Below are 13,008 nucleotides of genomic sequence, written 5' to 3' on the forward strand. Positions count from 1 at the left end.
GAGGGGCGAGGTGAGAGGGGCGAGGTGAGAGGGGCGAGGCGAGAGGGGCGAGGCGAGAGGGGCGAGGCGAGAGGGGCGAGGCGAGAGGGGCGAGGCGAGAGGGGCGAGGCGAGAGGGGCGAGGCGAGAGGGGCGAGGCGAGAGGGGCGAGGCGAGAGGGGCGAGGGGACAGGTGACGCATTGTACGCGGAAAGACGGCACGTGCGAAGGTGGCGCGTTATGTGTGGCGAATCATACAAAAAGGCGCAAAGGGTGAACAGAAGATGACGAGGCGCTCATTCCCTTGCGCCTCTCGCCTCGAATCTTTAACCTCACATATGCTCTACCATATTCGACATCTGACCCGTTTTCGTTACAGCGCACCGGTGAGTGAAAGCGTGATGGAGGTGCGCATGCAGCCGCGCAGCGACGGACATCAACGCCTCCACAGCTTTCATATGACCACTGTCCCCCGGACGACCGTTTTCGATTATCGCGATATTCTGGGGAATGCGGTGCATCACTTCACGGTGCCCGGGCGCCATAAGCTGCTCACAGTGATTTCTGAAGCGACCGTGGAGGTCGTCGAACCGCCGCCGGTCACGATGCTCGATGGGGACGCCTGGCGCATGCTCGATGCACTCGCCGCCAGCGGCGAGCAGTGGGATCTGCTCCAGCCCAGTCGCTTTGCATACCCCAGCGACCTGTTGCGTGCCTTTGCCGATGAGATCGGATTACAACGCGGCAGTGATCCGTTGACAACCCTCTGCTGGCTCAACACGCGCATCTATGACGCCTTCGAATATGCCCCTGGCAGCACCCATGTGCATTCGCCGGTCGATGACGCGCTGCGCGCCCGTCGTGGCGTCTGCCAGGATTTTGCGCATATCATGATCGCATTGACGCGGATGCTCGGCATTCCCTGCCGCTATGTCAGCGGCTACCTCTTCCATCGCGCCGAAGACCGTGATCGTTCGGAGGCGGACGCAACCCATGCCTGGATGGAAGCCTTACTGCCAGGAATGGGATGGGTCGGATTCGACCCGACCAACAACCTGATCGCCGGGTCGCGCCACATTCGAGTGGCCATTGGGCGCGACTACGCCGATGTTCCGCCGTCGCGCGGCGTCTACAAAGGGCAGGCGACGAGCGAACTCGATGTCGCTGTGCGTGTGGTGCTGCTTGAGACGCCTTCCGAGGCGACGGATGAAGCGCCGCCGCCCGAATGGCAGGCGATGGAACGAGCGTTTATCGAGGAGGCGCACGTGCAACAGGCGCAGATGCAGCAGTAAGAGCCTATCTGGAAAATCATTGGGCAGGCGAAAGCGTCGCTTTTGCCACCCGGCCGCTCGTCACGCGGCAATGTTTCGGATAGGCGCGCACTCACGGCGACGTCTCATCCCCAATTGCGTAGACCGTCGCCAGAATCGCCTCTTCGAGCGCCGCCAGATTGTCGCGGTCCTGATCATCGAGCGCCACTTCGCGCTGTGCCGCCTCGAAGTACCAGCGCACCATCGACTGAATGTGATGTTGGGTGACGCCGTGGCGCAGAAGCAGGCGCACGCTCCACTCAATTTCGCGTTGCAGCACCGACGGCGCCTGGAGCGCAAGCGCGACGAGCAACAAGCGATGGAGACGTTGCGGTGTGCGACTGAACGTCACCTGCTGATACTGGCTGCCATGGCGCGACTCAATGTCCGCCAGCAAGCCTGCGAACGTCGATTTGAGGCGGTTTGTGACCGTGTTGCAGATGGCTTCACGACGTTGATCGAGCGCCTGAGCGACCTCTGGACCGCGACTGGACAGCCACGCCGTCAATGAGCGCATAATTGCACCTTTCAGCGCCGATTTTTCCGAACAACCCGTTGTCCGACTCGCCATCGCCATTAATGGCGGAAGAAGTGCGCCTGTCGCGCCCAGCGTTCCGGATCGATCTCCTCGCCGAGATCATCAGCCCGGATCACCGCCTCGCGCAGATCGTTGCCCAGAAAGATGCCGGGGATGCGTCCACGAAGTTCAGGATGGCGGTCGAACACCTGACCGCTGTAGGCGAAGATCAACCGATGGCGGCGACGGTTTTCGGCGATGCGTGCAATTTCCAGCAGACCGGGAACGTGCTCCGCCATCGAGACCGACATACAGATGAGCGCCGGCGCCATCCGCACCAGGAAGCCGTCCAGCCCTTCCGCCGATACCGTTTGCCCCAGGTAGAGGAGTTCCCAGCCGCGCTGTTCCATCAGCAGCGAGAACATGATCAACCCGATCTCGTGCTGTTCTTCGGGCGCACACCCGGCGATCAGGCGCGGACCGGTGGCGAACGGCGCGTGGATCTGCAGCAACCCCAGAAGCCGCTGGCGCACGAAGTTGGTCACCACGCGCTCTTCCGCAACACACACATCGCCCTGCGCCCAGCGTTCGCCGATCTCGATCAGCATCGGCTGAAACAGATCGAGCACCAGCGTCTCGATCGGGAAGAGCGCGACTGCGGTGTTGACCAGCAAGTGCGCCTGGCGCAGGTTGGCGCTGAGCAATGCCTCGGTCAGTTGGGTGCGCAGGTCGGGCCAGCCGGCGTCGGCGAGCGTTGGCGGAGAGGGGTGCGGGGCGCGGGGTGCGATGTCCCCGGTATCGCTGATGTCGCGCAGCAGCGCGACCGCCTGGCTGATCGCCAGTCCTTCCTCGGTGCACTGCTTGAGCCATTTGATGATTTCGATGTCGCGCTGCGAGTAGAGTCGATGACCGTGATCGGAGCGAGTCGGGCGCGGAACGCCATAGCGCTGCTCCCATGCGCGTAGCGTCGAAACATTGACCTGAGTCTGCTGGACGACCGCCTTAATGTTGTACCGTGGAACGTCGGACAGCGCCAGCAGGCGATGGACCTGCTCCAACATGGGGTTTCTCCATCTCTATAACGGTCAAGCGTCGGCATGCGCGCCGCGGCGTTTGCAGAGCAACGGAGCCGGGGAGCAGTGCCACGCACACGGTCAGCGCCGCGTATTCACCCTGCAACGTGGCGGTTGCGACGGCAGGGTGAAGCAAGGTTCCCCACTTCTTCCCCTCCTTTTGGCTAGGACTGTAGGGCTTTATTATAGTATACGTAGAGGGAATGTCAAACGCTGTAGTGCATACTCTGACGCAATGTTACGACTTCATAACTCTGGCTTCTGCACACGATCTGCATAACCGTTGCATAGTATATGTGTAAGATGTTTTGATTGACGTAGTTGCTTTTCCGGCGGTATAATCCCGATGAAACCCGCGAATACTATTGACACTACGGAGCTTCGACACGCTCGCTGGCAAGAAGCGACAGAGTCACTGGCGCGGGCAGAAACCATGACGCAGCGCGTTGCTGCAAGAGCCGGTCAGGCAGACACGAAAGGGGGTGACCCACATGACCGACAAGCCACAGAACGATCTGGTGCCCGATCAGTGGAAGCCGCTGTTCAACAATGCGGAGTGGTTGGTGCACGACATTGTCGTGAAGACGATCTACGGCGGGATGATTATCGCGGTGATTGCTCACGTGCTGTGCTGGGCCTGGACGCCCTGGCTCAAGTAAGATTTTGGAGGCGCTCATATGAAAGATCGACCGTTTGAGTTCCGGACATCGGTGGTGGTCTCCACCCTGCTAGGTCTCGTGATGGCGCTGCTCATCCACTTCGTGGTGCTCAGCTCGGGTGCATTCAACTGGCTTAGGCCCTGAACGACGTCATTATTCTGCCCGGCGCTCGTAAAGAGATGAGGACAGCGGGCTGACACGTGGCAGCGCATCAGCCCCTGTCCTGTCTTTACGCCGTACGTATATCCAGGTGCTGGCTTTGCCTGTGGAGACGTACAATCTTCGCGTAAGCCAATCCGTACGCTAGAAAGCGAGAGCACACGATGTCCGCTGTGCCACGCGCGCTGCCGCTGCCGAGTGGAGAGACTCTCCCCGCGGAGGCGATTTCCTCCACAGGCTCGCAGGCAGCATCCGCAGAGGTTATCCCATTCTCGATCATCGAGGAGTTCTATAAGCGTCCCGGAAAGACCCTCGCGGCGCGCTTCTTCGGAGTCGATCCGTTCGACTTCTGGATTGGCCGCTTCTATGTCGGTCTCTTCGGCGCAATCTCGATCATCGGCGTCATTCTCGGGGTGGCATTCTATCTCTATGAGGGCGTGGTCGTCGAGGGAACGCTCAACATCCTGGCGATGCGCATCGAACCGCCGCCCGTGTCGCAGGGCTTGAGCGTCAATCCCGCCCAACCTGGCTTCTTCTGGTTCCTGACGATGGTTTCAGCCACCATCGCCTTCGTCGGTTGGTTGTTGCGGCAGATCGATATCAGCCTGAAACTCGATATGGGCATGGAGGTGCCGATTGCCTTCGGTGCGGTCGTGTCGTCCTGGATCACGCTCCAGTGGCTGCGCCCGATCGCGATGGGCGCCTGGGGGCATGGCTTCCCGCTCGGCATCACCCACCACCTCGATTGGGTGTCGAACATCGGCTATCAGTATTACAACTTCTTCTATAACCCGTTCCATGCCATCGGCATTACGCTCCTCTTCGCGTCGACGCTGTTCCTGCATATGCACGGGTCGGCGGTGCTGAGCGAGGCGAAGCGCAATATTTCCGATCAGAACATCCACGTCTTCTGGCGCAATATCCTCGGCTATAGCATCGGCGAGATCGGCATCCACCGCGTCGCGTTCTGGACGGGCGCGGCATCGGTGCTCTTCTCGAACTTCTGTATCTTCCTGTCTGGTACGTTCGTCAAGGACTGGAACGCCTTCTGGGGCTTCTGGGACAAGATCCCGATCTGGAATGGCATTGGGCAGGGAGCGCTGGTGGCCGGTCTGTCGCTGCTGGGCGTCGGTCTGGTGCTGGGGCGCGGTCGTGAGACGCCGGGCCCGATCGACCTGCACGACGAGGAGTATCGCGACGGTCTGGAAGGAACGATCGCCAAGCCGCCGGGGCACGTCGGCTGGATGCAGCGCCTGCTCGGCGAAGGGCAGGTGGGTCCGATCTATGTCGGGTTGTGGGGCGTCATTTCATTCATTACGTTCTTTGCCGCCGCCTTCATCGTTCTGGTCGACTATGGCCGCCAGGTGGGGTGGAACCCGATCATCTACCTGCGCGAGTTCTGGAACCTGGCCATCTATCCGCCGCCGACCGAGTACGGTCTGCGCTGGGACGTGCCGTGGGATAAGGGCGGCGCATGGCTGGCAGCGACCTTCTTCCTGCACATTTCGGTGCTGACGTGGTGGGCGCGCCTCTACACGCGCGCGAAAGCCACCGGCGTCGGCACGCACCTGGCGTGGGGGTTCGCTTCAGCGCTGTCGCTCTACTTCGTGCTCTATCTGATTCATCCCATAGCGCTCGGCAACTGGAACGCCGCGCCGGGACACGGCTTCCGTGCGATCCTGGACTGGACGAACTACGTGAGCATCCACTGGGGCAACTTCTACTACAATCCCTTCCATATGCTCTCGATCTTCTTCCTGCTCGGATCGACGTTGCTGCTGGCGATGCACGGCGCAACGATCGTTGCCACCTCGAAGTGGAAGTCGGAGATGGAGTTCACCGAGATGATGGCGGAAGGTCCCGGCACGCAGCGCGCACAACTCTTCTGGCGCTGGGTGATGGGCTGGAATGCCAACTCGTACAACATCCATATCTGGGCATGGTGGTTCGCGGCGTTCACGGCGATTACCGGTGCGATTGGTCTGCTCTTGAGCGGTACGCTCGTACCCGACTGGTATACCTGGGGTGAGACGGCCAAGATTGTAGCGCCCTGGCCAAACCCCGATTGGGCGCAGTTTGTCTTCCGGTAAGCGCGTGTGTGGCGGGCGGGTGCGCTGCATTCGCCCGCCCGCGCAGCGGCCCGGCTTTATGCCTCGACCGCGGCACTGCTAGAGAGGAATAGAAGCGATGATCCAGCAGCCTCCAACGCTCTTTCCGGAAATCACGAATACCGTCCGCGGCAGGTTCTACATCGTGGCCGGAATCATCTCGGTCGTTATGGCCGTGGCGAGTATCGCGATTTTCTGGTGGATCTTTTACACGGTGATCCCGGCGCCTGCGCCGCCCATCCAGAACCCGATCTACGTCAATTATACGCAGGAGCCAACGAATTATATCAACGCCGAATCGCTGGCGGCGATGAATGCGTATATTCAAGCCAACCCGCAGCCGCAGGCGGTGCAGGTGCTGAAGGGGATGACGACGGCGCAGATCTCGGCGTATATGGTGGCGCAGGTTTCCGGCGGCTTGAAGGTCGATTGCACGTACTGCCACAATATCGCCAACTTCGCCCAGCAGGACGGCTATCCGAATGCGGCGAAGAAGGTGACGGCGCGGAAGATGATGCTGATGTCGGCAGACCTGAACCAGAACTATACTGCCAAACTGCCGGCTTCCGTCGGCAGCTATCAGATCACCTGCGCGACCTGTCACAACGGCAAGGCGGCCGGGTTGGAGCCGTATCCAATCGAGATTATGAACACCCTGCCGAACGACTGGCGCTTGCCGCTCGATCTCGATTACCCCGGCGGCCTGGTCGTCACCGGCCGGAGGGATATCTCGAACGCCGAAGTCGAACGCAATCAGTTCACGATGTATCACTTCAACGTCAGTATGGGGCAGGGATGCACGTTCTGCCATAACTCGCGCAACTTCCAGAGCTATGAGATTGCGCAGAAGAACCATGCGTCGATCATGCTCCAGATGACGAAGCATATTCAGGAGACGTATGTCGCGCCAGGCGGACGGATCGCCGATGGCATCATGGCCGGTAAGAGCTCGTCGTGCTGGCTCTGCCACCAGGGCGCCAACATTCCGCCAGGCGCCGCCAAGCCGGGTCAGGTGCCCGCCGTGCTGTCGAGCACGCCGTAATCCTGGCGCTACGGGGGTGTGATGCATGCTGTGTGATGTGTATCGCAATTGCGCATCACACAGCATGCTTGTTCTTAGAGAGTCGTGGTATCATATCTGTCGCAGCAATCTTCTTCATTCCATGACTCGCAGGAGAGTGTGCCAATGCCGGAATCAACTGCTCCGACCACGCCGTCGCGCTTGACGACGAGCCCGACGGTGATTGTGCGGCGCTCCATTGAACTGATGAAGCCGGTGACGTGGTTTGCGCCGTCGTGGGCCTTCTTGTGCGGCGCCGTTGCCAGTGGCGCCAGTCAGTGGACGTTTCCCGATGTGGGGCGGATCGCGCTCGGCGTGCTGCTCGCCGGTCCGATTCTCTGCGGTATGTCGCAGGTGGTGAACGATTACTGTGATCGTGATGTGGACGCAATCAACGAGCCGCAACGCCTGATCCCGTCCGGTCTGGTATCAGCGCGGCAGGTGTTTATTACCGTTGCTGTGCTGGTTGTGCTCGGTCTGAGCATTGCGTTATTCCTGGGTCCGTATGTCGCCCTGATGACGGCGATTGGCATGGTGCTGGCGGTGATCTACAGCGCGGGTCCGATCCGCGCCAAACGCAACGGCTGGGCTGGCAACACGATCGTCGCGGTCTCCTACGAAGGATTGCCCTGGATTGCCGGTCATCTGGCGTTTGCGCCGTTGACCTTCGGCAGTGTGTTGATGGCGGCGCTCTTCTCGCTCGGCGCACACGGCATTATGACGATCAACGACTTCAAGAGCATCGAAGGCGACCGGGTCAGCGGCATTCGATCGATCCCGGTGCTGTATGGTGAGATTGCTGCGGCGTGGACGGCGTTCGTGACGATCAATGTCGCGCAGATTCTGGTGGTGATGTATTTCCTGCACGTCAGAAATTGGATTGTTGCCGGCATTATTGGCGCGCTGGTGCTCATGCAGATCCCGACGCAGTGGAAGTTCTTCTCGATTGCCGATCCGCGTAAACGCGCTATTTTCTACAATGCCAGCGGTATCGCTATGTTCGTGTGGGGCATGATGGCGGCAGCAATCGGGGTGCGTGGATAATTAAGCGTTGAACGGTGAACGTGAAGCCGGACGCGAGGCAAGAGGGAAGAGGGAAGAGGGAAGAGGGAAGAGGCAAGAGGGAAGAGGGAAGAGGCAAGAGGGAAGAGGGAAGAGGGAAGAGGGAAGAGGGAAGAGGCAAGAGGCAAGAGGGAAGAGGGAAGAGGCAAGAGGGAAGAGGGAAGAGGCAAGAGGCAAGAGGTCGGGAAGCGAGAAAGTAAGGATCGGAACGTTGCGTTGCAGGAAATCAGTTCTCGGTTCTCAGTTCTCAGTTCTCAGTTCTCGGTTCTCAGTTCTCGGTTCTCAGTTCTCAGTTCTCGGTTCTCAGTTCTCGGTTCTCAGTTCTCGGTTCTCGCATCCCCTAACCCCTACCGGCTAGAAGGAGCGGCTCATGGATCCAGTTCTCGTGGTAGGCGCATCGGTCGGCGGTGCAACGGCCGCTGATACGCTGGCGCGTGCGGGTGTGCCGGTGGTGATGCTCGAACGTGATACGTCGTATGTCAAACCGTGCGGCGGCGCGGTGCCGCCGGTGGCGTTCACCGAGTTCGAACTTCCGGAAACGCTCATCTCGCGCAAGGTGCATCGCGCGCTGGTGCATTCACCAAGCGAGCGGGTCGTCGAAATCGAGGTGGCCGGCGTCCATCACTCCGACCAGGATTATATTGCGATGTGCTGCCGCGAGGAATTCGACCGGTATATTCGTCAGCGCGCAGTGCAACGCGGCGCAACCCTGATCGAAGGTCAACTGGTCGATCTGGCGTTCGATAAGAATGGCGTGACTGCAACCTACCGCGAGCGGTTCGGCGGCGCGCGCCAGCAGTTGCGCGCCGTAACGGTGATCGGTGCCGATGGGGCGTACTCGACGACCGCGAAATTGCTGGGGTTGCCCAATCTGCCGCGGTGCATCGCCATCCAGCAGCGCATTCGCCTGCCCGCCAGCAAAATGGCGCGCTGGGAGGATACCGCCGATCTCTACCTGGGTCCTGAGGTCAGCCCCGATCTGTACGCCTGGGCGTTTCCCAAGAGCGACCACGTCGCTGTCGGTATCGGAACCGGACCGGCGCACAGCAAACGCGCGCGTGAATTGCTCGCCAATCTCAAGCAGCGACTTTCCCGCGATCTCGAAGGCGGCGAGGTTATTCTGGAGGAAGCGCACGCCTTGCCGATGGAGCCGCGTGCGCATATGGCATTCGAGCGCGCTATGCTGATCGGCGATGCGGCGGGTCTGGTGGTGCATACGTCGGGCGAAGGCATCTATTGGGCGATGAAGAGCGGCAGAATGGCGGCAGAGACGCTGATCGCTAGCCTGCCGGACGCATCGCTCGCCGCCCTGCGTCGCTATGAGCGTCAGTGGTGGAAGACGTATGGCACGATGTACCGTTTTCTCGTCTGGTTGCAGAAGTGGGGATACGGGAACGCGCGGCAGATGGAAGTCTTCACCGATATGTGCCGCAACCTGGATGTGCAGCACCTGACGTTCGAGTCGTACATGCACAAGAAGATGACGCCGGTTCCATGGCTGACGCAGGTGCGTATGACGGCAGATATTCTGGCGGCGCAGGTGCGTCACTATCTGCCGCGTCGGCGGGCGAGTCAACCGGCGGTCGCTTGAGGTCCTGGATGTACAGTCGGTGGGGGCGACACCTATGCCAGCATACCTCGTGCTCTCGATCTATGCCGTTCTGGTGCTGGGCGCTGCGGTGACTCTGCCCACAATCGCTGATCGTCTGTCATCTGGCGCCTTTTCGTGGATGTTCGGTCTGGCAACGGTTGCGGTCGTCGGTGCGCTCGTCGGTCTGGCGCTATCCCGCGATGATCTGTCGCTGCGCGGCGTGTATGTTACTCATCTATGCGCAACCGTTGTATGGGTGTGGATGGAGATCGGGTGTCGCGCATCCGCCGGGTTCCGTGCGCGCCGGCTGGGTTTCGCGCGGAGCGGCCCGCTGTGGCAGGAAGTGATGTGGATCGTGCCTGCTGCGGGTATTGTTGCGCTGACGTGGAATGGCGCCAATCAGTGGGGGGTGTGGACGTTCATGCTCTGCTGGTGGGGGCATGTCAGTATGCGCCTGACGGCGTATGCTTCAGCACATACGCACGATGGCGGTCCTCTGATCTGGCCCCCCTGGTTTGCCGCCGGATTGCCCCCTGCTCAGGTGTTGAGCACGATCTTTCCGCTGAGTGTCAGCGCAGCAACCACGATATGCGTCTGGCTTGCCGCAGATGCACTCGAGTCTGGGCTGGCGACGGCGCAGGGGGTTGGATTGGCGCTGGTCGCAGTTCAGGCGATGGTCGTGTGCGCTGCGCTCTGGCTCGATGTCCTGCCAGCGGATGTGTGGATCTGGCGGCTTCAATTCTCCCGCAGGCTGGAAAACCTGCGGGAGAATGGGTGGCGCATCAACAGCGCATCGCAATGACCGGAAGGTTGGCGTGCTGGATGACCCGCGCCGTGGTGGTGCCTTTCCAGATGTCTTCGCTCGAGCGCGGTCCATGAGTCGCCATAATGACGAGATCGATCTTTTCGGCGTTGCAGTAGCCCAGGATGGCGGTATGCGCACGACCTTCGGCAGTGGCGGTGATGACGTTGACATTGTGCGCGCGGGCGCGGTCGGCCAACGCCTGGATGTGGTCTTTGTCGATCTGGTACAGTTCCCGCGGTGAGCGCGCAGCCATACGCGCCTGCATGTCCATTTCGGAAGGGAGCAGCCGGTCGTCGCCGAAGACATGGAGTAGATGAAGTTCGGCGCTAACCGACTTTGCAAAATCGGCGGCTTGCTCGAGCGAATCGTCGGAACGCGGCGAAAGGTCGAGGGGGAAGAGAATGCGCTCGATCGAGTTCGGCAGCCCACCGTTGCGCGGAAGCGCAAGGAGCGGCAGCGGACCTTCGATCATGAACTTTTCGTAGTCGCTCATCATCGCCAGCAACCGGTTGATGAAACTGTGGCGGGTGGGCAGCATCGCCAGAATGCCGCCGGTTGTGCTGGCGATTTCGTCGAGAAAAGCACGATGCTGCTTCTTCTCGATTTTGAGAAGTTCGTAGACCAGACCATTGCCGGAAGGCAGCGCCTCGATTGCCGCTGCCATCTGCCGTTCGGCATAACTCCGGTAGCGTTGACCAAGGACGTGGATGATGCGCAGCGGTCTGCCAATAGTAGAGGCGAATGAAGCAACGTTCGGCAACAGCGCAAAACCCTTGTCGATCGCCGTGGTGGTGAACACAATCGGGACATTATTGATACGCATCGCGTCGCTCCTGCTGTCTGTAGAATGGTCACAATCGCAAACGTTGTTATACGTCAACAAATACGCGCAATTGCCTGCCCATGGATGTTCTGAGGCGTCTGCTGGCGTCGTGGACCGTATGCCCGGCATCAACTAACAACCCTGCGCGTTGTAAACGAACTCAACAACAGTGCGCGTCAAAGTGGCAGCAATTGTGTAGCGGTTGTAGACGTTTTCTTGACGGCGGATGTATTATAATCTAATCGCACGCTTCTCACAAGTCAAAATGTGTTGACATAGCGGGGGAACCAATGTCAACCTACACGCCCGAACAGCTTGCCCGCCGTGATGCGAGCGTCTGGACGAAAGTTCAGGCGGTGCTTGCGCCGATCCAGTTTCTTGCCTTTCTGATCAGTTTCGGATTGGTGATCCGCTACCTGACGACGGGCGAAGGTTACATGGCGGCGACTGTCAGCGTGTGGATCAAAATCGCGCTATTGTGGGCAATCACAATCACCGGCATGATCTGGGAAAAGGAGATTTTCGGGCGCTGGTTCCTGGCGCCGGAGTTCTTCTGGGAAGACGCCGGCAATGCGCTGGCAATGGTCATGCACAACCTGTATTTTCTCGCCGTCTGGTTGCACTGGTCGCCCGATGCGATCATGACGCTGATGCTGGTGGCGTATTGTACGTACCTGATCAACTGCGCGCAGTTCGTCTATCGTGGCATCCAGGCGGGCCGGCAGCGACGGATGGCGCGCAGCAGCAGGCAGTCCGAAGCGGCAGTGCGTTAGAGCAGGCATCGATGGAAATGACACGCGCTATTGTCATCACCGCTCCGCATCGTCTCGAACTGCGCGACGTTGCGTTGACGGATGCAGGACCTGAAGATGTCGTGGTGCAAACCGCATTCACTTCGGTCAGCGCCGGGACAGAACGGATGTTGCTGGCGGGGCGGATGCCGCACCCGATGTTGCAGTTCCCAGTAGTGCCAGGGTACGAAACGGTCGGTCGGGTGGTTGGGCGCGGCGCAGCGGTTCCGGCGGAATACGATGGGCGCTGGGTGTATGTCGGCGGAGCGCGCTGCTTCCGCGAGGTCAATCCGGCGTGGGGCGGCCAGTCGGCGACGCTGCTGGTCGATTACCGCCGGGTGGTTCCGCTCGATGGTGTGCCGCCGGAACACGGCGTGCTGCTGGCGCTGGCGGCGACCGCGCTGCACGGCGTTGATCTGGTTGCCGGAACAGACCAGGACCTGACCGGCCGGCGGGCGCTGGTGCTGGGGCAGGGTCCGGTAGGGCAGTTTGCAGCGCGGACTGCGCGGGCGCGCGGGGCGTGGGTTGCGGTCAGCGATCGGATTGCAAGTCGTCTTGAACGCAGCATGGCAGACCTGCGGATTGATGCAGGGACCGACTCGCTCACGGCGATGGTGCAGCAGCCGGTTGATACCATCATCGAAGCGACCGGCTCAATGGCGGCGTTGAGCGATGCGTTGCCGCTGCTGGCGAACGATGGCACGATCATCCTGCTCGGGTACTACGATGAACTGCGTCTGCCGTACATGCCGCTCTTTCTCAAACAGGCGCGGTTACTCACGGCAAAGGAATGGGCGGCGGGTGATCTGCAGCGAAGCCGCGATCTGCTGGCGAATGGCACGCTCGACGCCGCAGCGCTGATCACGCACCGCATGCCGGTGACGCAGTTTGAGGCGGCGTATGCCACGGCGCTGAACGACCCGGAGTGCCTGAAACTCGTGATGGAGTGGGATGTTTCGGGTTGAAGGTGCGAAGGTTGCAGGTTGCAGGCGCGTAGGGGCAAGCGGAGCCTGGGCGTATGCAGCAGGGAGGTGTCTGAAGGGCTGTATGAGCATTAAATCCGGAAGAGCCC

General features: G+C 60.6%; 12 protein-coding genes. 9 read left to right on the forward strand and 3 right to left on the reverse strand.

Going from position 1 to position 13,008, the window contains the following annotated elements; translation table 11 throughout:
• Window positions 1–316 precede the first annotated feature (316 nt).
• Window positions 317–1,270 (forward strand): transglutaminase family protein, encoded by a 954-nt coding sequence (locus tag AC3EA7_RS18965; protein ID WP_488615640.1) that lies wholly within the window; start codon window positions 317–319, stop codon window positions 1,268–1,270.
• Window positions 1,271–1,361: 91 nt separating this feature from the next.
• Here AC3EA7_RS18965 and AC3EA7_RS18970 read toward each other — a convergent pair whose 3' ends face one another.
• Window positions 1,362–1,805 (reverse strand): hypothetical protein, encoded by a 444-nt coding sequence (locus tag AC3EA7_RS18970; protein ID WP_488615641.1) that lies wholly within the window; start codon window positions 1,803–1,805, stop codon window positions 1,362–1,364.
• 59 nt (window positions 1,806–1,864) lie between these two features.
• Window positions 1,865–2,866, reverse strand: a complete 1,002-nt coding sequence (locus AC3EA7_RS18975) for a MerR family transcriptional regulator (RefSeq protein WP_488615642.1) — start codon at window positions 2,864–2,866, stop codon at window positions 1,865–1,867.
• Between the two features lie 503 nt (window positions 2,867–3,369).
• On the opposite strand from AC3EA7_RS18975, the gene pufB reads away from it, so the two are divergent.
• The 6 genes from pufB to AC3EA7_RS19005 all read left to right on the forward strand — a co-directional run bounded on the left by pufB (window position 3,370) and on the right by AC3EA7_RS19005 (window position 10,319).
• Complete coding sequence (gene pufB, locus AC3EA7_RS18980) at window positions 3,370–3,537, forward strand: light-harvesting antenna LH1, beta subunit (RefSeq protein ID WP_488615643.1); 168 nt, start codon at window positions 3,370–3,372, stop codon at window positions 3,535–3,537.
• A gap of 323 nt (window positions 3,538–3,860) precedes the next feature.
• A complete protein-coding gene (locus tag AC3EA7_RS18985; protein WP_488615644.1) occupies window positions 3,861–5,786 on the forward strand; it encodes a bifunctional photosynthetic reaction center subunit L/M in 1,926 nt (641 codons plus the stop codon).
• Window positions 5,787–5,883: 97 nt separating this feature from the next.
• Window positions 5,884–6,846, forward strand: a complete 963-nt coding sequence (locus tag AC3EA7_RS18990) for a photosynthetic reaction center cytochrome c subunit family protein (RefSeq protein WP_488615645.1) — start codon at window positions 5,884–5,886, stop codon at window positions 6,844–6,846.
• Window positions 6,847–6,990: 144 nt separating this feature from the next.
• Window positions 6,991–7,908 carry a chlorophyll synthase ChlG gene (gene chlG / locus AC3EA7_RS18995; RefSeq protein WP_488615646.1) on the forward strand — a complete coding sequence of 306 codons (918 nt, stop codon included), beginning with the start codon at window positions 6,991–6,993 and terminating at the stop codon, window positions 7,906–7,908.
• Between the two features lie 388 nt (window positions 7,909–8,296).
• Window positions 8,297–9,517: a geranylgeranyl diphosphate reductase gene (locus tag AC3EA7_RS19000; protein ID WP_488615647.1), complete on the forward strand. Its 1,221-nt coding sequence runs from the start codon at window positions 8,297–8,299 to the stop codon at window positions 9,515–9,517.
• Window positions 9,518–9,551: 34 nt separating this feature from the next.
• Window positions 9,552–10,319 carry a DUF3623 family protein gene (locus AC3EA7_RS19005; protein WP_488615648.1) on the forward strand — a complete coding sequence of 256 codons (768 nt, stop codon included), beginning with the start codon at window positions 9,552–9,554 and terminating at the stop codon, window positions 10,317–10,319.
• Here AC3EA7_RS19005 and AC3EA7_RS19010 read toward each other — a convergent pair.
• Complete coding sequence (locus AC3EA7_RS19010; RefSeq protein ID WP_488615649.1) at window positions 10,300–11,145, reverse strand: universal stress protein; 846 nt, start codon at window positions 11,143–11,145, stop codon at window positions 10,300–10,302. The genes AC3EA7_RS19005 and AC3EA7_RS19010 overlap by 20 nt on opposite strands.
• 290 nt (window positions 11,146–11,435) lie before the next feature.
• Here AC3EA7_RS19010 and bchF point away from each other — a divergent pair, with 290 nt between their 5' ends.
• Both bchF and AC3EA7_RS19020 read left to right on the forward strand, forming a co-directional pair.
• On the forward strand, window positions 11,436–11,918 hold the full coding sequence (gene bchF, locus AC3EA7_RS19015; RefSeq protein ID WP_488615650.1) for a 2-vinyl bacteriochlorophyllide hydratase: 483 nt from the start codon (window positions 11,436–11,438) through the stop codon (window positions 11,916–11,918).
• 11 nt (window positions 11,919–11,929) lie between these two features.
• A complete protein-coding gene (locus AC3EA7_RS19020) occupies window positions 11,930–12,901 on the forward strand; it encodes a zinc-binding dehydrogenase (RefSeq protein WP_488615651.1) in 972 nt (323 codons plus the stop codon).
• Window positions 12,902–13,008: the final 107 nt, after the last annotated feature.

The sequence above is a fragment of the Roseiflexus sp. genome (assembly GCF_057785375.1).

Excerpts from the sequence above, each read along its gene's own strand:
- AC3EA7_RS18965 (WP_488615640.1), top strand. The coding sequence starts at position 317 with ATGCTCTACCATATTCGACATCTGACCCGTTTTCGTTACAGCGCACCG.
- AC3EA7_RS18970 (WP_488615641.1), bottom strand. The coding sequence starts at position 1,805 with ATGCGCTCATTGACGGCGTGGCTGTCCAGTCGCGGTCCAGAGGTCGCT.
- AC3EA7_RS18975 (WP_488615642.1), bottom strand. The coding sequence starts at position 2,866 with ATGTTGGAGCAGGTCCATCGCCTGCTGGCGCTGTCCGACGTTCCACGG.
- pufB (WP_488615643.1), top strand. The coding sequence starts at position 3,370 with ATGACCGACAAGCCACAGAACGATCTGGTGCCCGATCAGTGGAAGCCG.
- AC3EA7_RS18985 (WP_488615644.1), top strand. The coding sequence starts at position 3,861 with ATGTCCGCTGTGCCACGCGCGCTGCCGCTGCCGAGTGGAGAGACTCTC.
- AC3EA7_RS18990 (WP_488615645.1), top strand. The coding sequence starts at position 5,884 with ATGATCCAGCAGCCTCCAACGCTCTTTCCGGAAATCACGAATACCGTC.
- chlG (WP_488615646.1), top strand. The coding sequence starts at position 6,991 with ATGCCGGAATCAACTGCTCCGACCACGCCGTCGCGCTTGACGACGAGC.
- AC3EA7_RS19000 (WP_488615647.1), top strand. The coding sequence starts at position 8,297 with ATGGATCCAGTTCTCGTGGTAGGCGCATCGGTCGGCGGTGCAACGGCC.
- AC3EA7_RS19005 (WP_488615648.1), top strand. The coding sequence starts at position 9,552 with ATGCCAGCATACCTCGTGCTCTCGATCTATGCCGTTCTGGTGCTGGGC.
- AC3EA7_RS19010 (WP_488615649.1), bottom strand. The coding sequence starts at position 11,145 with ATGCGTATCAATAATGTCCCGATTGTGTTCACCACCACGGCGATCGAC.
- bchF (WP_488615650.1), top strand. The coding sequence starts at position 11,436 with ATGTCAACCTACACGCCCGAACAGCTTGCCCGCCGTGATGCGAGCGTC.
- AC3EA7_RS19020 (WP_488615651.1), top strand. The coding sequence starts at position 11,930 with ATGGAAATGACACGCGCTATTGTCATCACCGCTCCGCATCGTCTCGAA.